Genomic DNA, 20,327 nt, shown 5'->3' with positions numbered 1-20,327 from the left:
GCCTTGACTAGCCGGAGAACCGTCGGGTTTCCGCAGAGAGTCTGTCCGCCGCCTCGGCGGGCAGGTGACAGTCCCGGTGGGGTCCGGATCCGAACCGACGCAGAACCCAGGACCGGCAGTATTGGTTCTGCATCAGGTAGCGGATCTTTCCTGTCCGGTTCGGGCGTCCCCGGTGCCAGAGCTGGTGATTGAAAAGGTAAACATCGCCGGCCCGGCAGAGGATCGGTTCGGCACGGCGCCCCTCGAAACTCGGAAGGTCGTTCTCATCGGGATCGATCCGGTTTCGCGGAGGAACCCGGCCAGAATAATGACTGCCAGGAACCACCTCGGTGGCACCGTCGTCCGGAGTCAGAATATCCGAAAGCGCGATCTGGAAGCTGAACCAGATGACAGGAAGATGCATCGCCCTATTGTGACTTGGCACGTTGTCGGGAAGCGGGACCTCCAATTCGTCATCGACGTGCCAGATCGAAATAGCCTCCCCTTTGCCGCTTCGAATCACGTTCTGACCACAAAATCCGAAATCGGGTCCGAGAAGCGCGGCGGCCAGATCGACAAATGCCTTCCTGCCCAGCAGCTCGCAGAATACCGGGTCAAGCGACTGGGTGTTTCTCAAAACGGTCGTTCCATAGACCTGCTGGATGAAGCTCGGATCGATTGCTTCCGGATGATCGATAAACCGGTCGGCAGTTGCGCGAAGCGTCGCCACTTCGACAGCATCGAGGACTCCGGGCACCAGGGCGTAACCGTCGGCATGAAAGGTCTGCAGGGTGGTTTCGATGGATGGGGTCATCGGGATTCGGGAATGGATCGGATCTGGCAGGGATCGGCCCGTTCTGTCAGCCAGATTCGGCGTGCTGGGGCAGATTGTCCGTGATCGTGAACCAGGGGGCCTTGTCGCTGACCCAGATATGGGCGGTCGGCCGGATCGACGGCTCATCGACGAGCGCTCCCAAAGGAACGTGCACATATTTCTCTTCGCGCACGACGGAATACAGGAGAGACCCGCATACCGCGCAGTGAACGTCGTGAGCCGCCTCTTTTCCGTAGATCAGAAGCCGATCCTGACCCTTGGTGACGGAGAGTTCCTGCCGCAGGATCCCGGCGAACGGCTTGAAGGCGGATCCCGTGGTCCGTCTGCAATCGGAACAATGGCAGTTCAGGGAATAGGAAAACGCATCGGCGACCTCAAACTGGACGGCGCCGCAATAACACATTCCTTTCAAGGCGTGTGCATCAATCGAATTGGCCGGTGTGCTCATGATCTATCGCTCATCCATTTCCGAAAAAAGCAGGGTAGACGAACCCTAAGTGAGGCGAACCCCAAAAAAGAAACATCCCTGAGCCACGCGGTTGTCGATGCCAGTAGAACCGGATCCTCCTCCATCTCCCTGCATGCTCAGGAGACAACGGTGATCGGGCTCGTCCATGCCATGTGCCCATCCTCTTGGACGAGGTGCAGGTAAAAGGGGTGGTCCCCCTTCGGCAGTTCCGCAAGCTGCAGTTCGACGTCCATCTTCGCAGGCGGGGAAACGTCCGGCAGCCGCTCAATCCGCAATTCGCAATTCAATCCACCGTATTTCCAGATTCGGCCTTCTTCACCAATTGCTCGAAGATTCACTGTCGCCACACCCTGAGGTGTGACAATCTGAATGGAACCCGCCGTGGCGCTGGAAAGCCGCAGGATCACTCCCGCGACACCTCCGGTCGTCACCGACTCCCATGCGACTTCCCGATCGCGCTCGACCTTTGGCTGAGCCGAAGAATTCCAGAAATTGATCGGCTGGATGTCGAGAATCCGGTTTCGCGTCACCTTCAACGATCCGTCCCACCGCACCATCCGGTCCCGCCCCCTGACCTTGGCTCCGCGCCAGGTAATCCTGATCCTCGAACCGAGATCTGCGGGTTTGAAATTTCTGAATGAACGGAGCACCCCATTCTTCCCCCGGATCTGGACTTCCTGCACCGGACCCGTTCCCACCACGCGTCCGGACAAACTCACCTCGCCACCTTCCACCTCGAGCACTCCGCCCATCGGCACCGAATATCCGGACACTCCGTTTGTGGCTGAAAACGCGATCAGAGGCCGGTTCCCGGTCGTGGCATAAAAACGGCGCGCCTGCATCGACTCCAGGATGCCCCGGCGATCCAGGCGACGGGCCAGGTAACAGGTCAGCCCGCCGAGCGAGCCGAACTTCCCCGCGCCCGGATAAGACGCCCCCGGCCGCCCTTTGTGTCCGTCGGAATTGGCCACGATGCCGATGCGGTATCCCCGCTGCAGGGCTTCATCGATCATCCACTCGAAGGTTCCCCAGGCCGAGTGAACCTCGACGGCAAACTCCCGCCCGGGATCGTGAGTGGCCAGATCCGCGTAGCGCCCGCCGACGTGCGCGCCATACAGAGGCTCGGGCCGGACCTGATCGCGAAGCGCCGCAAAAAGATCCGCGGCCGTTGCCGCGGTTGACCACTCCGATCTGGCGCCGGGCAACAGTTCGAGGGAACTCCGGATGATCGGACCACCTTCACTGGTGAACCAGACATTGCGATCGCCCCCCAGGGGCGTATTGCCGCTCCACTCATAACCCGGAAAGGTGACGAAGGAGCCCGGTTCGTAGAATCTGCGGGTGACCCGGTTGATCTCCTTCCAGAACGCATCCGTGATCTGGAAGTCGTTCCCCTGGTGGGCGGCGATATCCACCCGGGCATAATCGCGGGCGAACCGAAAGTAGTCGGCGATTGTATTGGTCCCGATGGTCTCCTCCGACTGACCATGGAGATCGGCCCAGAAAGGCCGAAGGGTGGGCAGGGATTCGACAACCTCAACCGGGTTGCTCGTTGCCTTCAGTCCTGTTTTCGGGTCCTTTCCGGTCACGGTTCGAAAGCCGGATCCCGCGAACCCGGGGTGACGGTGCCGTCCCGGACGCCGAACCGGGTTGCCCCAGGCGTCCTCGCTCTTCAGATGGAAGTGAAACGCCCTGCCCTTCTCCACCAGGCTCGGGGCGATACAGACCGCCCGGACCGGTTGCCCGGGCACGATCTTCAGGGTGGGCGAAACAGGCAACTCCCTGAACTGGTAGGAGGCAATGGGATCCACCAGGGTCTTGAACTCGAAACTGTCCTCGCAGAAGGTCTGCACCCGCCATCCGGGGCTCCCGCCAGACCGGTCGCCAAAGAGAACCGTGACCGTGTCGCCCCGATCGAGGTACCCGCCCATGACCTTCAGAAACAACGTCCGATCCCAGGGACGGGTGTGCCCCTTCGGATCCCAACGCGCCTCGATCCGGCAATCGCCCGAGGTGCCGATCGAGCAGTAGTTCGGAGCCTTCGGGTCGGCCATCTGGGGAACCCCGAAATCCCCGGCGTAGCGAAAAGCGATCTTGATCGATCCCGTGTCATCGATCGGGTGCCCCGTCGTGTAGGTCCAGCGGAGAGTGGTCCAGGAACCGGCCGCCATGCGCCCTGCCGGGCGGATCCGCGCGGTGCCCAGGTCCATGGGTTCGGGGGTCGGGCCGTTCGATCGTCTTTTCATCGGCAGAGAGCATGAGGCACACGGCGGTCGCGGTAAAGTCCGGAGCGGTTCACGCTCGTCGAAAACAATACGTAGTATAGACGGGTTTGTTTTCCATCAAGAAACCAAACGTAGTCTGCTACGTTTGGTTGAAAAGTGAATACAACCGCCCTCCGTCTCCGCCCCAGGGCCTCCTCCCTTTTTCCCCTTCGTTACTTGGCAGTTCAATTCTCCCGCCCTCTTTCCGACATCTGTCCTCTACCCGATCTCCCATCTCCCATCTTTCCTCCCCTTCGTTAACTTCGTTCCTTCGCAGTTCAATCCTCTCCCCCTCTTCCCGACATCTGACCTCAACCCGATCTCCCATCTCCCACTCGTCCCGGCGTATCAGCGAGTAGCCGGATCTTCGCCGCAGAGCGGCTTTCACTCTTCCCGACATCTGTCCTCTGATCTCCGACCTCTTCTTCCTCCCATCCCCATCCACCCACCGCCCAATCGCCCTACTCGTGTCTCAGCGCGTCGATCGGATCCAGGCGGGCGGCCTTGCGGGCCGGGTAGAGTCCGAAGAAGACCCCGATGCACCCGGAAACGGCCAGCGAGAGAATGACGATCCCCGGCTGGATGATCGCGGTCATCCCCCAGTTGGCGGTCAAGAGGGCACAGACCCCCCAGGCGATGCCCACCCCGATCAGCCCGCCCACGAAGCTCAACACGATCGCCTCGATCAGAAATTGCACCATCACGTCGAGGCTGCGGGCGCCGACCGCCACCCGGATACCGATCTCCCGGGTCCGTTCCGTCACTGAGACCAGCATGATGTTCATGATGCCGACCCCGCCGACAATGAGGGAAACGCCGGCGATGGCCCCGAGCAGCATGGTCAATGCCTTGGTCGTCGAGGAGAACATGTCGGTCAACTCCGTCTGGGTACGAAGATTGAAATCGTTTTCCTGTCCCTCGATCAACTTGTGATTGCGGCGCAGAATCTCCTCCACTTCGGCACTGGCGGCCGCCATCTCCTCCACACTGTTGGAGCTGACATAAATCATGTTGAGGTATTGATCGCCCTTCAGTCGGTAAACGGCGGTGGTGACCGGTATGAGAATAACGTCGTCCTGATCCTGGCCGAATGAATTCTGGCCCTTCTTTCCCAGCACGCCCACCACCTTGAAGGGCACGTTGCGGATGCGGAGACTTTGTCCGATCGGGGACTGCCCTTCGAAAAGATTCTCCGCCACGGTGGCTCCGATCACCGCCACCTTGGTCCGGGCCTTGATATCCCGCTCGGTGAAGAAGGCCCCGTCCTCCAGCGGCCAGCTCCGGATGATGAGGTATTCGGTGGAGACCCCCTGGACCTGGGTAAACCAGTTCTTCCCCGCCCCGATGACCTGGCCGTTGACGTTGGCGATCCCGGAAACCGCCATGACGTGGGTGGCCTGGGTCCGGATGGCCTCCTCGTCCTTGAGCGTCAGGACGTCCCGGCTGCCGGCGCCGCGGCTGACGCCCCCGAAAAAGTTGGCGCCGCCCCGGACCATGATGAGGTTGGTCCCCATTGATTCGATCCGCTCCTTGATGTTTCTCTGGGCGCCCTCGCCCACCGCGACCATGACAATGACCGCCGCCACCCCGATAACGATGCCGAGCATGGTCAGCAGGCTGCGGGTGCGGTTCTTGAGCAGACTGCTCCGGGCGATTTCGAGAAGCTTGAAGATTTTCATGATCGGTTCCGGGATTACCTGTATTCAGATGCCGATGACACCGGTGAAGACCTCGAGGTCATGTGCGGCATCCCGGCGGTTCTTCACTTCCTCATCCCTGACGATGACTCCGTCGCGCATTTCGACGCACCTCCGGGTGTAGCGCGCGATTTCCGGTTCGTGGGTCACCAGGACAATCGTGACGCCCTCCTTTGTGTTGAGCTCCTGAAAAAGCCCCATGATCTCAATCGAGGTGCGGCTGTCGAGATTGCCGGTCGGTTCGTCGGCCAGGATCAAGGCGGGACTGTTGACCAAGGCCCGGGCGATGGCCACCCGCTGTTGCTGCCCGCCGGACAACTGTTGGGGATGATGGTCCATCCGGTTTCCCAGGCCGACCCGCTCGAGGCATTGCACCGCACGTTCCTTCGAGTTCCGCATGTGCACGCCCCGATGGTAAATGAGGGGCAGTTCCACGTTGTCCAGGGCGGTGGTTCGTGAGAGCAGGTTGAAGCCCTGGAAGACAAATCCGATCTTCTGGTTGCGGATGTCGGCCTGTTCATTGCGGCTGAGCTTGCTCGCCTCGATTCCATCGAGGAGGTAGCGTCCCTCGGTCGGCCGGTCGAGACAGCCGATGATGTTCATGAGGGTGGATTTCCCGGAGCCGGAAGCCCCCATGACGCTGACGAATTCACCCGGCTCGATCGAGAGATTGACGCCGCGGAGGGCATGGACCGGCTCCGCCAGGAAGTAGGTCTTCTTCAGACCATCGGTATGGATGACGGAAGGCATCAGGTGGGATCACAGATCCGGTGGGCAGGGCTGGGAAAGAGACCGTTCCAGCGACAGACTCTGTGTCGGCTCAGAGACGAGTCGAATTCTGAACAGTGTAGCAACACCGCTGTGCCGGCGTTCAAGTTACAGTGGAATACACTTCGATGCAGCGAAGTGGCTACATCCAGCCTCGAAGAGATGACTTCGTTGTTCATCACTCAGAACCCGAGGCGCCGGAGGCCGCTGGGAGGTCCGCCTTGGGAGGTGGATCCGCCGGCGGGAGGAGCCGCGGGATTGTTCACCTTGGAGATGAAGGTCATGCCCTCTTTGATCACGGCATCGCGCATCGGCAGAACCTCGGTCGAGACGCCGTCGGAAACCCCCTTGCGCACCGGCAGGAATTTCAGCTCCCCGCCTTCCTCATACCAGAGCATGGCGAAATTGCGACGGGCTCCGGCGGCGTCGCCGCCACCGAATCCGCCCGGGCGGCCGCCCCCCTCTCCACCGCCCCCTCCGCCACCCTGGGCCGCACGTTGCTGGCGGCGCGCCTGCATGACGGCGATCATGGCCTCGTTCATCTTCAGATTGAGGGCCGCGGCCGGCAGGGTCAGGGCATCCTCGGTGGCATCCACAATGAAGTCCACCGTTGCGGTCATCCCGGGCAGGAGCCGGCCGTTCGGGTTCTCCGTCTCCACCACCACCGTGTAGTTGACGACGTTCTGAATGACTTCCGGCTGAAGGTAGATCGCATCGACTTTCCCGGTGAACGGATCATCGGGATAAGCGGCCACGGAGAATTTCACATCCTGGCCCACCTTGATCTGCCCGATATCACTCTCGTCCACGTTGGCGAGGATTTCCATCTGGGAGAGATCACGGGCGATGGTGAAGAGTCTCGGTGTATTCAGACTGGCCGCAACGGTCTGACCCGGCTCCACATTCCGATCAATGACAACTCCGGAAATCGGCGCCCGGATCTCCGCAAACTGCCGGTTGCGACGGCTGCGGTCGAGCGAGGCCTCGGCACTGAGCACTCCGGCTTCCGCAGTCTGAACGGCGATTTCGTATGTGACAAAGTCGTTGTCCGAAAGGAAGCCCCGCTCGTGGACCGGCTTGAATCGATCGAGGTCGATCTGCGCGCGGCGCAACTGGGCGGTGGCCCGCATCAGGTCGGCCTCGGAGCTCTTGACCTGGGCATCAAGCACGGAGGTGTCGATCAATGCGATCAGCTGGTTCTCCTCCACCCTGTCATTGAAGTCGGCCAGGACCTTCTGGATCGTTCCCGAAACCTGGGTTCCCACCTCGACCAACTCGCGGGCGGCGAGGGTGCCGGTGGCGGAAACGATGTTCTGAACGGTCTTTCGCTCCACCTGGGCGTATTCATAGGCCGGTCCGGCCGCGGTCTCCACCTTCTTCGGTCGGAGAAAATACCAGCCGGCACCGGCCGCGACCACGACAATCAACAGGATCAGAAACTTGCTCTTCATGGGTGGATCAATTGGAAAACGGGACGGCCAGGGTTTGCATCAGAAACGACTCGATGGTGCCATCCTGGAAAGTCACCCCGAGCCGCGTCACAAAGAGATCGAAGCGGAATTCCTCCACCGCGACAGCCGCTTCCACCCGAAGGGTCCTCAGGCTGTTCACATCGAGAATGGTCGAAGCACCGGCTTCGTAACGGGCCTCCTCGGCCTCAAGGGCCGCTTCACTCGCCAGCAGTTGATCCCGGGCGGCCTTCAGGCGGATCTTCGAGGTATTGAAGTCGAGGATGGCCTGCAGCACGTCAGTCTCGGCGGCCTGCATCAGACCTTCCATGAAGTACTCCTCCTGCCGAAGAAACAGTTTGGAACGGACCAGATCCGTCTCGTGCCGTTTCCGGTCGAAAATGGGAATCGCGATCGAAAGACCGCCGCTGACCTCAGGCTGGTATTCACCGAATTGGCTGCCGAAATCACCATAACCGCGGCTGTTGTAGCCGGATCGCAAGCCCGCCAGGGCCGAAACCACGGGCAAGGCGCCCGAACGAGCCACACGGATGTCCTCCCTGGCCGCCTCGAGACGATAGCGCTGCGCCTCAAGATCCACCCGGTCCCAGGCCGCATTGATCGACACCTCCCGATCCGGCTCGGAAAGACTCTCCGCCGCCATCCATCGATCGGGAGGTATCGCGCAGCTGATCGACTCGGACGGACTGATCAGTAACAGGTCCTTCAGGCCATACAGACTGGTCTGGTAATTGCGAATCGCCTCGGCCAGCAGACGTTCGCTGATGGCCACCTGGGCCTCCTGCCGGAGAACCTCCGACTGGATCCGGATTCCGTTTTCCACGTCGGCCTTGATGCGGTCGAGAACCACCCGGCGTGATGCCAGTTCCTCCCTCTGGATATCGATCTCCTTAAGCCGGAGGACAGCCTGCAGGTACTGGCCGACCACCTGGAAGAGAATCGACTGCCGATCCCGGTCGAAATCGAGCCGGCTCGCCTCCAGATCGGCCCGGGCCCGGGCCAGCGAAGCATCGTTGCCCCCGCCGTTGTAGAGAATCATCGCCGAGCTCAGGGCCGCGGACAGGCTGTTCGTCCACTGGCCATCATCCCAGACACTCTCCAGACCACTGCCGGCGTAGCGCACGGTGTCAGAGGCCGTGGCTGTCAGATTGGGTTGGAAATTGCCCCGCGCCGCCTCGACCTGGTTCTGCTGGATCTCCACGTCGACTCCCGACCGCTTGAGCTGGAGGTTCCGGTCCAACGCCATGCTGATCGCATCGGATAGAGTGATCAGACGGGGTTCGTTCGGAATATCACCGGCGGGCGTGGCCGCCGGCTCGGCCTCCCGGGCTGGAAGCCCGGGGACAGAAAGGAGCAGAGCGGCGAACAAGGATAAACCACGACGGGAACCCGACCCGGACAACAGTGACGAGAACATGATAGGATGAGGGGAACGATGAGAAAGACGGGGCGTGGCTCGGGAAGTTACACTCTGCTCCGGGGAATTCTCCGGAGGTGGGCATCTGGGCATCCGGGCGGATCCGATGACGGGCATTTACCCCTCATCGGGACTTGAGTTCCAAGCGGATTGCTTCATCTTCCCGTGACTTCTTCTTCGCTTATTCACCCCGAACTCACCTCTGAAAATCACCCATGGCTTACGTCGTTACCGGTCTCTGTGTCGATTGCAAATACACCAGCTGTGCCGCGGTCTGCCCGGTCGAGGCCTTTCATGAAGCGCCCGATCGGCTCTATATCAATGCCGAGACGTGCATTGACTGCAATGCCTGCGTTCCCGAGTGCCCGGTCGAAGCCATCTTTCCGGATTACGACGTCCCGGAAGAGTGGAAGGAGTTCGTCGAGATGAATGCCAACGAGGCCGACAAGTATCCCGTCATTGTCGAGGTCAAGGACGCCCTCAAGGGGCCGAAGTGCGTTGATCCCAACGCCGCCTGACCCCTGAAACAACCGGAAAGGCAGGGCCGGAGAGGATCTGCCCTCCGTTTCCTCTCCGAGTTGTCGCTCGACATCGGTCGAACGGAGCGGAAATCTCGCTTCGTGGTCCGCGCCCTCAAGAGTCTCCTGCCAGCCTTCGCCCTGCTTCTCGGAAGCCCGTTCGTCGGGTCCGGACTGCACGCAGCGGTCGAAAGCCCGGAGACCGGGATCGAGCTTACCTCCGAAGCCCCGATCGAATACGATGACCGGACGGGGCAGATGGTGGCCCGGCAGAATGCCAGGCTGAGTTACGACGGCTGGCTTCTGGTGGCGGATGAAATCCGCTACAGCCAGACCGGGGGGCGGGCCGAGGCCAGCGGCCACGTCGTCATCATGAAGGAGAATTACCGCCTCCTTGCGGACAAGGTGGAATACTGGCCCAAGGAGAAACGAGCCGAATTGACCCGGTTTCGTCTCGGGCAGCCCCCCGGCTACGTGGCCGGCGATCGGGCGGGCGGCACGGTTGACGACCTCACCACCGAGAACCCCGTGATCTTCTACGGGGAACCGGCCACCCTGGCTCCCCGTGCGACCGCTGATGCCCTCCACTATTTCGGCGACCGCAGGATCAAGGCGGATCGACTGGTGGTGCGGCTCGGCAACGTCCCCGTTTTCTTCGCGCCGGGCGTCAGCGGCGATATCGATTTCGGCGAACCGTATCTCGAAGGCTATGCGGGCTACAGCTCTTATCTCGGCGCCTTCGCCGGGTTCGGGATGACGGTCGGCCTCGGGTCGGGTCTGGATGTTGGCGGCTTCCTCGGCTATTTCAGCGAACGGGGGATTCTCTGGGGGCCGATCCTCCGCTATCGGCCCGGCAACGACGGGAATGGGGCCGCCGGGGTCTTCCGCTTCAACACCATCCACGACACGGGAGAGCGGGGCACCGATGTTCTCGGCGACCCGATCGATACCGATCGCTACTTCCTGGCCTGGGAACATTACCAGGACGTCAATGACCGGCTCTCACTGACGGCACTGGTCAACGCCTGGTCGGATTCGGAGGTCACCCGCGACTTCCGCCCCTCCCTCTTCGATCAATCGCAGCAGCCCGACACCTACGTCGAGGCCGCCTACCGGGGTTCCAATTACCAGGTCAGCCTGTTCGGACGCTACCAGGCCAACGAGTTCTTCGCCATGACCGAGCGGCTCCCGGAAGTCCGCTTCGACCTCATGCCCACCGCGATCGGTCATGGGTTCGTCCATGAACTCCAGCTCAGCGCCGCCCGCCTCGAATACACCGACGTCAGCGACCAGACCCGGCTCCAGAGCGACCGCTTCGACGCCTACTATGGTTTATCCCGGGCCATGCGGCTGCAGCCGTGGATGACCTTCACCCCCCTGGTCGGAGGGCGGGCCACCCACTACGAGAAGACGGTCGACGGCTCCGACAGCTACACCCGCTGGCTGGGGGAGATTGGTTTTGACGCCTCGATCAAGAGCTTCGCCGATTTCGACTTCAAGGAGCCCATCTGGGAGATCAATGGACTGCGCCACCTGATCAATACGACCCTTCAATACCGCTATATTCCCGATGCGGAGAAGGGCCGATCGATCATCCCGGTCATCGACCGCAACGTATTCAGCACGGCCCTGCCGCCCCTCTCCCTGTCCGAGATCCGACCCACTCTCGATGACCTGAGCGACACCAACACACTTCGAATCGGCTTCGACAACACCATCCAGACCCGGAGCAGGGACTATGGATCCCGGGATCTCTTCCGCCTCTATCTGGCCGGCGACATCCGCTTCAACGACGACCCCGCAGTGGATGATCCGTCGTCGATCTACACCCTTTTCGACTTCACTCCCGCACCCTGGCTGCGCGCCCGGTTCTATACCCGCATCAATCCGGATACCTGGGAACTCGATGAGCTGAACACCGAACTCGCGCTCATCGATCAGGAATACTGGCAACTCAGTGTCGGCACGGATTTCCTCAAGGGGGAATTCCAGCAGTACACCATGGATGGCCGGTTCCGGGTGAACGAGACCTTTGCCATCAACGCGCGCCTTCATTACGACGCAAAAACCTCCATCCTGAACGAAGCGTCCATCCGCATCGCCCAGAATATCCACAACCTCTGGGAGATCGAATACGGCATCACCTTCTACGACGGCCCCCGACGCGAAACCGGCAATCGCCTCGAGTTCGGCATCCGCTTCCTCGGCTTCTGACCCACCGCCCTCCGTCCTCCATCACCGCCCCACGGCCTCCTCCCTTACTCCCCTTCGTTCCTTGGTAGTTCAATTCTCCGTCCGCCGCCACGCGGCTCTCCCACCATCTTCCCTCCCCGTCTCCAGCGTCAGCTTGATCTCGCGTTGCGCCTGATCGATGCCGTCGAGCCCCACCTCAAACCCGGTGAGGACGTGGCCGCCTGTGTCCAGGACCAGATCCGACGGATCCGCGGGGCAGGCTCCCGCGATCGCCGCCTCTATCGCGAACTCGTCTTCACCTGGTTCCGCTACCGGGAATGGATCGATCCGCTGCGGGCAGTCTCCCCTCTCTTCGCCGGCCAATTCCTGATTCTGCTGGCCGACCCCACCACCGAGACCGCATCGGGGAAGGCCGCCCTGCCGGAGGTGCTCGCCTCGCTTAAGCCGGGAGATCCGGTGGCGGCCTCCGCCATCCTATCATCCTACGACCCCCACCGGCCCTACCACGCCGAGATGCTTGAGCCCGGCTGGGTGGCAACGGAGTTCCCCGCCAGCGCAACCTCCCACCTCCCCCATACCCTCAAGCGTCCGCCCATCTGGCTTCGGACGGATCCCGATGCGGTCGCGACCATTGTGGCGGAACTCCGGCACCACGGACTTCAGGCCGAACCCTCAGGCGAGGTGCCCGGCGCCATCGCCGTGCCGACCGGCTCGAAGGTGGATTCACTTGAGGCGCTCAAGGATGGCCGCATCGAGATTCAGGACATCGGTTCCCAGGCCATCCTTCACCAGGCAACTCCCGCGAAAGGTGAAAAATGGCTGGATGCCTGCGCCGGTGCCGGGGGAAAGTCGCTGCATCTGGCCGGCCTGGTCGGTGCCGAAGGATCCGTCACCGCCATGGACCGCCGGGCTTCCGCCCTGGCCGAACTGCAGAAACGGGCCGAACGCAGTGGGCTTGCGAATATCCGATGCCTGAGCCAGCGATTGAGCCATGCGCCCCGACAGGCCTTTGACGGAGTCCTGGTCGACGCACCCTGTTCCGGTTCCGGCACCTGGCGCCGTCATCCGTTTCTTCGTCACCAGACCGATCCGGAGACCCTCGCAAAACAGGCCGAGCGGCAGATTGAAATTCTGGGGCAGGCCGCCAACTGCGTCCGACCCGGCGGTCGCCTTGTCTACGCCACCTGCTCCCTCTGTCGGACAGAAAACGAAGCGGTCGTGGAGGCCTTCCTGGCCCGCCATCCGGACTTCTCCCCATTCCCGTCCTCCAACCCCCTGAACCTGCCGGAAGCCGCCGGCCCCGGTCACTACATCCTCCCCGAACGATTCAACGGCGACGGATTCTACGTCGCCATCCTGCAACGCAAACCGCCGACCTGAAATTCAAGCTTCCCACCCCCCGACATCCCCCTTCACACTTTCCATCTCCCACCGTCCACCGTCCACAGTCCACCGCCCTCTTCCCCTCTCCCATCTCCTATCTTCGCCGCGGAGCGGCTTTCATCTCACCGGCCTCTTCCCGATCTCCGATCTTCCATCTCCGATCTTCGCGAGCCAAGCTCGCTTCTTCCCCCATGGTTGCTGAAACCGATCATCCCATCAAACTCGAGGTCTTCGAGGGCCCTCTCGACCTGCTTCTCTTTCTCATCCGGAAGAGCGAAGTCGACATCTACGACATCCCGATCGCCGATGTCCTCAAGCAGTACCTGGACGTCCTTTTCGCCATGAAGGAACTTCAGCTCGAAGTGGCCGGCGACTTTTTCGTGATGGCGGCTTCACTCATGGAGATCAAAAGCCGGATGCTCCTGCCCAAGCAGGATCAGGCAGTCGATCCCGACGCCGAGGAAGATGACTCCGACCCGCGCTGGGAACTGGTCCATCAATTGCTCGAATACCGGAAATTCCGGGATGCCGCCTCTTCGCTGGACGCCCTGTCTTCCGCCGAACAGAACCGCATCGCCCGGGATGGTTTCGGGCAGTTTGATCCAGTCGAAGACCGCCCCCTCGCACCGATCGACCGCCTCGATGTCTGGAACAACTTCAACCTCGTGCTACGGCGCCTCGCCGAGAAACTCGTGGTCGGCGAAATCACCGACGACCGGACGACCGTGGTGGACCAGATGGAGATGATCCTCGAACGCGCCGGCCGTGAAAAGACGTTCACCTTTTCCAGCCTCCTCCCGGAACATACCACCCTGCGCACCCTCGTCGTCACCTTCCTCGCCATCCTCGAACTGGTCCGGATGAGGCGGCTCACGGTTACACAAAACGCCGCTTTCACCGATATTCATTGTCACAGTCTTAATTTGGAGAACGAACTTGATCCCTCCGAAGCTTGACGCATCTTCACGTAGAGTGACGCAAAAACGGGAACAGCGCGCCCACCTGCTCGGGTTGGGCCTGGACAATACCGATGGCCACAAACGGGTCACCGTCGCGGAAGAGTTTTCCCTCGTCGGCGGGTCTGAGGAAACGCACGAGCGGATGACGGAGACGGTCATGAAGACCTTCGAGGAGCTGAAGAACCGAGGCAAACGGCTGCATCAGGTCGAAAAATCCGAGTTGGCGGAGATCATCCAGCAGTCCACTCCCAAATGATATTCTTGAACGCCGTGCCTCGGTGATTTGATCTCATCAAAGTCCCGGGCTTGCAGAATTCCCACTAGAGGCTTAACCACTCAATCCACTCATGTCAGACGCCATCCAACACCTCACCACCGAAAATTTCAAAAGCACCATCGATTCGTCCGCGGTGCCCGTCCTCGTCGATTTCTGGGCCCCGTGGTGCGGCCCCTGCAAGGCGATCGCCCCGGTTCTCGAAGAACTGGCGACCGAGATGTCCGGCAAACTGAGTATCGGCAAGGTTGACGTCGATGAGAACGGCGCCATCGCCGGGCAATACGGTATCCGCGCGATTCCCACCCTCATCCTCTTCAAGAACGGCCAGGTCGCAGAACAGTTCGTCGGTCTCGTCGGCAAAGCCGACCTCAAGACCAAGATCCAGCCGCACCTCGCCTGAGAGCCCCGCCACCCGGTAGGGACGGACCGCCGGGCCGTCCTCCGAAGCCCAAGCCCCAGCGTCCAACGCCGTTCCTGTAGCCGCCCCAGTCTCTTGGGGCGCTCCAACGTGGCGTGGAAGAACCCGGCAAGAGACTGCCGGGACTACAATTTGCCGGCTCGGCGCTGTCGGCTCGTCCGCCCTACCCTTGCGTCACCGCAAACGCCAGGCAGACTCCGTAAATCAGAAGCACACCGGCACTCGCACCCAACAGGCCGTTGAGCTCATCGGGCGATCGATCCGGCGTCAGGCGGGCCCACGCCCGCAACCCAAAAGGCAGGGCCAGCAGGGGAAGCAACAGCAAGACCTCCTTGCGGTTGACCGCAAAAATCACCGGTAGGGCAAAGACCACGAGAAGCGAAATCCCATACTGCGCACGGGCAAATCCCCTGCCGTAACGGACCACCAGGGTCCGCTTTGCCGCCCGGGCATCCGTTTCCATGTCCCGGTAATTGTTCACGACCAGGATATTCGTGGCCAGCAGCCCGATTGGAAGCGCCGCCAGCATCACCTCCAACGTCAGATCACCGGTCATCACGAAGTAGGTTCCACCGACCGCTACCCCGCCGAAGAAAATCAGGACAAAAAGATCCCCCAAACCCCGGTAAGCCAGCGGAAAAGGTCCACCCGTATAGGCAAATCCAAAAAGGATGCTGACGACCCCAACGGCCAGGAGGACCGGTCCGCGGTAGGCGACCAGCACCAGCCCCACACAGAAGGCGGTCAAAAAAACCAGGATCGAAGCGACCAACATCCCACGGGGGGTGACCCATCCCGATACCACAGCCCGCTTCGGCCCGACCCGGTCATCCCGGTCCGCGCCTTTGACGAAATCAAAATAGTCGTTCGCGTAGTTCGTTCCGATCTGGACGAGCAGGGCGAAGATCAGGCAGATGAGCAGGCCCGGCCATAAGGTGCCTCCGTCCCGCAAGGCAAACCCACTCCCGAGCAGCACGGGAATCACCGCAGCCGGCAAAGTCTTCGGCCGAGCCGCCGAAATCCATGGCCGCAGACCGCGACCCGATCGCTGAGGTTCACCGGGAAATGACAAGATCGGTTCATCACTGCCCACGAACCCTCACGAATCAACACGAATTCGGAAAGGATCCGGAATTCACCCGCAGAAGCGATCCCACCCAAAAACTGCAGAGCCACGCCCACCCTCCACCTCAAAACTCTCTCCCCTTCGTGTCCTTCGTCCCCATCGTTCCGTCTTCCATCCTCTGTCCTCTACCCGATCTCCCATCTCCCATCTTCCATCTCCGCCGCAACGCGGCCTGCGTCCGTCGACCGCGCACCCGCCGCTCTCTCATCAAACAACCCACCTTGCTCATAATGATCCGGTTGCCCGCATTTGCGGTCCCCGGTCATGTCGGCTCTGTCTCAGAACCGATCCTCGCGTCGGCAGGCACCGTCGCTCAGAGAATCATTCCCGCCGCCACCGTATTATTGGTGAACTCGTCGATCAGGATGACGCTCCCGGTCTGCCGGTTGCGATTGTATTCGTCGAAGAAAAGCGGCTGTGTTGTCCGAATCTGGATACGGGCGATGTCGTTCAACCCGATTGACGGAGTGTCCTCGATCTTGTGCAGCGAATTGATGTCCACCTTGTAGCGCACCTGCTTGATAAGGCATTTGGCATCGCGGGTCGTGTGGCGGATGATGTAGCGGCCCCGGGGTTGCAGCGGCTTCTCGGAAAACCAGCAGACCATCAGCTCCAGGTCCTGGGATACCGTCGGCTGATTGTTCGGCTTGGCCAGCATGTCTCCCCGGCTGATATCAATCTCGTTCTCGAGTGTGATCGTGACCGACATCGGCGGAAAGGCCTCCTCGACCGGACCATCCAGGGTGTGGATCTCCTTGATCCGGGAGGTGAATCCGGAAGGCAGGGCGATCACTTCGTCTCCCGGCTTGAAGACCCCGCCCGCCACGCGGCCGGCAAAGCCCCGGAAATCGTGAAACTCCTGGGTCTGCGGGCGAATGACATACTGCACCGGAAACCGCGAATCGACCTGGTTGTAGTCGCTGCCCAGGTAGGTCGTCTCGAGCGTGAAGAGCAGCGGAGCACCCTGATACCAGGGCATCCGGTCCGATTTCTCGACAACGTTGTCACCTTCGAGCGCGCTGATCGGGATGAACTTGATGTCCGAAATATCCAGGCGGGAGGCGAAGTGCTTGAAGTTGGAAACGATGCGGTTGAAGACGTCCTCGTCGAAGTCGACCAGGTCCATCTTGTTCACACAGACGACCAGATGCTGGATACGCAGGAGCGAGGCGATGAAGGAATGCCGGCAGGTCTGCTCGATCACCCCCTTGCGGGCGTCGATGAGGATGATGGCGAGGTTGGCGGTCGAAGCACCCGTCACCATGTTCCGGGTGTACTGGATGTGCCCCGGCGTGTCGGCGATGATGAACTTGCGACGGGGTGTCGCGAAATAGCGGTAAGCCACATCGATGGTGATGCCTTGTTCCCGCTCGGCCCGGAGACCGTCGGTCAGAAGGGCCAGGTTCACCTGCCCCTCGCCCATCATTTCACTGCTCTTCTCGATCGCGGTCAGCTGATCCTCAAAGATCGCCTTCGAATCGTAGAGAAGCCTCCCGATCAAGGTGCTCTTGCCGTCATCGACACTGCCCGCGGTGGTGAACCGCAGGAGATCCATATCAAGATATTTGGTGTCAGTACTCATTCAATAAACCTCAATGCCCGTAATCCCTTAAACCAGGACCTTCATTACCTTCGTTCCTTCGCAGTCAAATCCTCCACCCATTCTTCCCTGCTTCCTGTCTTCCGATCTTCACCTGATCTTCCATCTCCCATCTCCGATCTCGGTCGCTCAAGCGGACTTCGAAGCGAAAACCGGAAGCGTGACGATGTTCGGATGTGATGAAGCGCAAGGCGGACGTCGAAAAGGCGGGGGCGCGCACTCGAGTGCGTAACCGCGCATTTTCCAGGCGGCCAACATCGCATTTCGCGCATGCGAACGAGAGGGATTGGCAAGAACCCGATCCGGATTCCTTTCCGTCTGGGGAGTTTTGGGATATCGAGAGGTTCGAGTTCATCAGCCCGTTCTTGCCAATTCCGGTCACGCTTTCGGGGCTAGAAATAGCCCTGCTTCTTCCTGTCCTCCATCGCCGTCTCCGAGCGGCGGTCGTCGGCGCGGGTTCCCCGCTCCGTTTTGCGGGCCGCCGCGACTTCGGCGATCACCTCGCCAAGGGTCGCGGCCGACGACTCGACCGCCCCGGTGCAGCTCATGTCGCCGACGGTGCGAAAGCGCACCTGCTTGACCACGGGTTGCTCACCGGGCTGAAGATTGATGTATTCGCAGTTGGCCAGGAGCGAGCCATCCCGCTCGACGACTTCGCGTTCGTGCGCGAAGTAAATGCTGGGGATGTCGAGATTCTCCGAGGCGATGTACTGCCAGACATCCATTTCCGTCCAGTTGCTCAAGGGGAAGACCCGGAAGTTCTCCCCATATTGCTTGTACCCATTGAAGATGTTCCAGAGCTCCGGCCGCTGGTTCTTCGGATCCCATTGGCCGAACTCGTCCCGGTGGGAGAAGAACCGCTCCTTGGCCCGTGCCTTCTCCTCGTCCCGTCGGGCGCCGCCGATGGCCGCATCGATCTTCATCGATTCGAGGGCGTCCAGCAGGGTCACCGTCTGCAGCCCGTTGCGGCTGGCATTGACGCCCTTTTCCTCCACCACGCGCCCCTGATCAATGGAATCCTGCACGAGGCGGACGACCAGCTTGGCGCCGACCGACGCTGCCAGCCTGTCACGGAATTCGATCGTCTCCGGGAAATTGTGCCCGGTATCAATGTGCAAAAGCGGAAACGGAATGCGCGCCGGATGAAACGCCTTCTGCGCCAGTCGGACGAGGACGATGGAATCCTTGCCGCCGGAAAACAGAAGCGCTGTCCGTTCGAACTGAGCGGCGACCTCGCGAAGCACGTAGATGGCCTCGGATTCGAGCTGCTTGATATGACTCAGGTTGTAGTAGTGATGCATGCTGTAAAATGGCTCGCTGCCCTCATTTCATCGGTTGATCGCGCCTGCAACTGACCGGTTTCTCATCCGATCGGGAAAAGTCGTGGCCGGACGTGGCGATAAAGCGCCTCAAGCGACTCTTCCAGGCTCTGATCGACCGTATCAATGACCAGGTCGGGAGATTCCGGCTCTTCAAAACTCGATTCCGATCCGGTGAAGTGGGAAACCCCGCCGGCCTTGGCCTTCGCGTAAAGCCCCTTGACGTCCCGGCGCTCGCACTCCTCGAAGTCACATTTGACATAGACCTCGATCAAGTCACCCGGACCGATGATTTCCCGGGCATTCGCCCTGAGGTCATTGCGGGGGGTGATGAACGCATTGATCACGATCACCCCGGATCGCACGAAGAGTTTGGATACTTCCGCGATCCGCCGGATGTTCTCGCTCCGATCCTCGTCGCTGAAACCCAGTCCCTTGTTCAACCCCGTCCGCACGTTGTCGCCGTCCAGTAGAGTGGTCACGAGCCCCTCGGCGTGGAGGCGTCGCTCAAGGGCGTTGGCCAGGGTGCTCTTCCCTGAACCGGAAAGACCGTAGAGCCAGATCACCATCGCACGCTGGCCGAGCAGGTGCTCCTTTTCGACCCGTCCGAGCAGACGATGGTCCGTGGGAAAAAGATTGGTTTCGGCTCCGCCCGTCATCGTCCAGGACCTCGGATCGGGAACACGCAAGGCCGGGCCGCCGGCATGGCCGGAGGAGTCAGGGACAGGGCGTTTGCAGGACGGATGAGCATGAAAGGCAACAATTCAGCGTTGTTTACCTAAGAACTTACGACACCGACCGGCTCAAGTTTATTCTTGGACGGGTTCGCTCGCCCGGTAGCGCTCAGCCTCCGGAATCGCCAGCTTGTCTTCGAGGGCCCGTATCCGACCAAGGACGATCGGAGCCATCGCTGACGGGTCCCGCGGCGGGAGCGTCGGATGGAGCGCGACCAGCCAATCGTAGGCCTCCCGATCCCGACCCAGCCGCTGCAGCAATTCCGCATAGATGCGGGCCGCGAACCAGGGTGCGCCCGGCACTTCCGCCGCCCTTCGATAAAGTTCCGCCGCCCCTTCGAGGTCATTCAGCTTTCTCTGGTGGATATTGGCCATGTCGACCAACAGCCATGGTTGATCCGGATGGTAACCCAAGCCGCGATCATAGAACTGCAAAGCGCGCTCCGCCTGATCCCGGCGGATCCGGTCCACGACCAGGCGCGGCAGATGGGTTTCACCTCCGGCCTGATCGATTCCCCAGACCGGGATGTCGTAGCCGATGGTCCGGCCCCCGTTGATCCAGAAAAAGAGCGGCCGGGGATCAATGCCGACGGCCAGATGAATCAGGGCCGAAGCCCGTTCGACATCGGTTTCCGCCCAGGCCGTGTAGCCGCGGATCCAGACCAGGTCGGCCAGCAGGGCACGTCCGCCGCTCAGGAGCCCAAGCAGGATACCCTGCCCGGCCGCCCCCTCCACCTCGCTGAACTCCAGAGCCGGCTGGTTCTCCCGAACCCGTGCCCTGGTCGTGACTTCGAGCGGACGCAGCAGGACTCCGCTTCCCAAGAGAAGCGCCAGAACCACCACCAGAGTCATCCATCTCGAACGCATCACATCAACAACTCACGCTACCCGCTCTCCCATCT

Annotated in this window: 18 protein-coding genes; 6 read left to right on the top strand and 12 right to left on the bottom strand. The window is 61.2% G+C overall.

Features of this window, described 5'->3' with window-relative positions:
- Positions 1-7 precede the first annotated feature (7 nt).
- From R3F07_12190 to R3F07_12160, 7 genes are all read right to left on the bottom strand, one after another.
- A complete protein-coding gene (locus tag R3F07_12190; GenBank protein MEZ5277132.1) occupies positions 8-793 on the bottom strand; it encodes a phytanoyl-CoA dioxygenase family protein in 786 nt (261 codons plus the stop codon).
- 46 nt (positions 794-839) lie between these two features.
- Entirely contained in the window at positions 840-1,262 is a 423-nt protein-coding gene (locus tag R3F07_12185; GenBank protein ID MEZ5277131.1) for a GFA family protein, read from the bottom strand.
- Positions 1,263-1,399: 137 nt separating this feature from the next.
- Complete coding sequence (locus R3F07_12180) at positions 1,400-3,529, bottom strand: DUF3604 domain-containing protein (protein ID MEZ5277130.1); 2,130 nt, start codon at positions 3,527-3,529, stop codon at positions 1,400-1,402.
- 479 nt (positions 3,530-4,008) lie between these two features.
- The gene (locus R3F07_12175; GenBank protein MEZ5277129.1) at positions 4,009-5,226 is read right to left on the bottom strand and encodes an ABC transporter permease; all 1,218 of its coding nucleotides are present in this window, start codon (positions 5,224-5,226) and stop codon (positions 4,009-4,011) included.
- Between the two features lie 24 nt (positions 5,227-5,250).
- On the bottom strand, positions 5,251-5,994 hold the full coding sequence (locus tag R3F07_12170; protein MEZ5277128.1) for an ABC transporter ATP-binding protein: 744 nt from the start codon (positions 5,992-5,994) through the stop codon (positions 5,251-5,253).
- 200 nt (positions 5,995-6,194) lie between these two features.
- Complete coding sequence (locus R3F07_12165) at positions 6,195-7,463, bottom strand: efflux RND transporter periplasmic adaptor subunit (GenBank protein MEZ5277127.1); 1,269 nt, start codon at positions 7,461-7,463, stop codon at positions 6,195-6,197.
- A gap of 7 nt (positions 7,464-7,470) precedes the next feature.
- A complete protein-coding gene (locus R3F07_12160) occupies positions 7,471-8,898 on the bottom strand; it encodes a TolC family protein (GenBank protein ID MEZ5277126.1) in 1,428 nt (475 codons plus the stop codon).
- Positions 8,899-9,113: 215 nt separating this feature from the next.
- Here R3F07_12160 and R3F07_12155 point away from each other — a divergent pair, with 215 nt between their 5' ends.
- From R3F07_12155 to trxA, 6 genes are all read left to right on the top strand, one after another.
- Positions 9,114-9,416, top strand: coding sequence for a ferredoxin family protein (locus R3F07_12155; protein MEZ5277125.1), 303 nt, complete (start codon positions 9,114-9,116; stop codon positions 9,414-9,416).
- A 60-nt stretch (positions 9,417-9,476) separates the two neighbouring features.
- Entirely contained in the window at positions 9,477-11,630 is a 2,154-nt protein-coding gene (gene lptD, locus R3F07_12150) for an LPS assembly protein LptD (GenBank protein ID MEZ5277124.1), read from the top strand.
- Between the two features lie 144 nt (positions 11,631-11,774).
- On the top strand, positions 11,775-12,989 hold the full coding sequence (locus tag R3F07_12145) for an RsmB/NOP family class I SAM-dependent RNA methyltransferase (protein MEZ5277123.1): 1,215 nt from the start codon (positions 11,775-11,777) through the stop codon (positions 12,987-12,989).
- A 194-nt stretch (positions 12,990-13,183) separates the two neighbouring features.
- A complete protein-coding gene (locus R3F07_12140; protein ID MEZ5277122.1) occupies positions 13,184-13,948 on the top strand; it encodes a segregation/condensation protein A in 765 nt (254 codons plus the stop codon).
- A gap of 16 nt (positions 13,949-13,964) precedes the next feature.
- Positions 13,965-14,207: a hypothetical protein gene (locus tag R3F07_12135; protein ID MEZ5277121.1), complete on the top strand. Its 243-nt coding sequence runs from the start codon at positions 13,965-13,967 to the stop codon at positions 14,205-14,207.
- A 91-nt stretch (positions 14,208-14,298) separates the two neighbouring features.
- A complete protein-coding gene (gene trxA / locus R3F07_12130) occupies positions 14,299-14,628 on the top strand; it encodes a thioredoxin (GenBank protein ID MEZ5277120.1) in 330 nt (109 codons plus the stop codon).
- Positions 14,629-14,809: 181 nt separating this feature from the next.
- On the opposite strand, the gene R3F07_12125 is transcribed toward trxA, so the two are convergent.
- The 5 genes from R3F07_12125 to R3F07_12105 form a co-directional block, all read right to left on the bottom strand.
- Positions 14,810-15,718, bottom strand: a complete 909-nt coding sequence (locus R3F07_12125; GenBank protein MEZ5277119.1) for a 1,4-dihydroxy-2-naphthoate polyprenyltransferase — start codon at positions 15,716-15,718, stop codon at positions 14,810-14,812.
- A 367-nt stretch (positions 15,719-16,085) separates the two neighbouring features.
- On the bottom strand, positions 16,086-17,354 hold the full coding sequence (cysN, locus tag R3F07_12120; protein ID MEZ5277118.1) for a sulfate adenylyltransferase subunit CysN: 1,269 nt from the start codon (positions 17,352-17,354) through the stop codon (positions 16,086-16,088).
- Between the two features lie 410 nt (positions 17,355-17,764).
- The gene (gene cysD, locus R3F07_12115; GenBank protein MEZ5277117.1) at positions 17,765-18,673 is read right to left on the bottom strand and encodes a sulfate adenylyltransferase subunit CysD; all 909 of its coding nucleotides are present in this window, start codon (positions 18,671-18,673) and stop codon (positions 17,765-17,767) included.
- A 62-nt stretch (positions 18,674-18,735) separates the two neighbouring features.
- On the bottom strand, positions 18,736-19,350 hold the full coding sequence (cysC, locus tag R3F07_12110) for an adenylyl-sulfate kinase (GenBank protein MEZ5277116.1): 615 nt from the start codon (positions 19,348-19,350) through the stop codon (positions 18,736-18,738).
- A gap of 150 nt (positions 19,351-19,500) precedes the next feature.
- Entirely contained in the window at positions 19,501-20,292 is a 792-nt protein-coding gene (locus R3F07_12105; protein MEZ5277115.1) for a hypothetical protein, read from the bottom strand.
- Positions 20,293-20,327 lie beyond the last annotated feature (35 nt).

The sequence above is a fragment of the Opitutaceae bacterium genome, from assembly GCA_041395105.1.
Lineage (GTDB): Bacteria > Verrucomicrobiota > Verrucomicrobiia > Opitutales > Opitutaceae > B12-G4.
Note: the sequence above shows the minus strand (reverse complement) of the source record. Positions and strands in the feature narration are given on the sequence as shown.

What these genes read in the sequence shown, in the direction of transcription:
- R3F07_12165 (MEZ5277127.1), bottom strand. Translation starts at nt 7,463, where the DNA reads ATGAAGAGCAAGTTTCTGATCCTGTTGATTGTCGTGGTCGCGGCCGGT.
- R3F07_12185 (MEZ5277131.1), bottom strand. Translation starts at nt 1,262, where the DNA reads ATGAGCACACCGGCCAATTCGATTGATGCACACGCCTTGAAAGGAATG.
- cysC (MEZ5277116.1), bottom strand. Translation starts at nt 19,350, where the DNA reads ATGACGGGCGGAGCCGAAACCAATCTTTTTCCCACGGACCATCGTCTG.
- R3F07_12160 (MEZ5277126.1), bottom strand. Translation starts at nt 8,898, where the DNA reads ATGTTCTCGTCACTGTTGTCCGGGTCGGGTTCCCGTCGTGGTTTATCC.
- R3F07_12140 (MEZ5277122.1), top strand. Translation starts at nt 13,184, where the DNA reads ATGGTTGCTGAAACCGATCATCCCATCAAACTCGAGGTCTTCGAGGGC.
- trxA (MEZ5277120.1), top strand. Translation starts at nt 14,299, where the DNA reads ATGTCAGACGCCATCCAACACCTCACCACCGAAAATTTCAAAAGCACC.
- R3F07_12170 (MEZ5277128.1), bottom strand. Translation starts at nt 5,994, where the DNA reads ATGCCTTCCGTCATCCATACCGATGGTCTGAAGAAGACCTACTTCCTG.
- R3F07_12175 (MEZ5277129.1), bottom strand. Translation starts at nt 5,226, where the DNA reads ATGAAAATCTTCAAGCTTCTCGAAATCGCCCGGAGCAGTCTGCTCAAG.
- R3F07_12190 (MEZ5277132.1), bottom strand. Translation starts at nt 793, where the DNA reads ATGACCCCATCCATCGAAACCACCCTGCAGACCTTTCATGCCGACGGT.
- cysD (MEZ5277117.1), bottom strand. Translation starts at nt 18,673, where the DNA reads ATGCATCACTACTACAACCTGAGTCATATCAAGCAGCTCGAATCCGAG.
- cysN (MEZ5277118.1), bottom strand. Translation starts at nt 17,354, where the DNA reads ATGAGTACTGACACCAAATATCTTGATATGGATCTCCTGCGGTTCACC.
- R3F07_12105 (MEZ5277115.1), bottom strand. Translation starts at nt 20,292, where the DNA reads ATGCGTTCGAGATGGATGACTCTGGTGGTGGTTCTGGCGCTTCTCTTG.
- R3F07_12155 (MEZ5277125.1), top strand. Translation starts at nt 9,114, where the DNA reads ATGGCTTACGTCGTTACCGGTCTCTGTGTCGATTGCAAATACACCAGC.
- R3F07_12180 (MEZ5277130.1), bottom strand. Translation starts at nt 3,529, where the DNA reads ATGAAAAGACGATCGAACGGCCCGACCCCCGAACCCATGGACCTGGGC.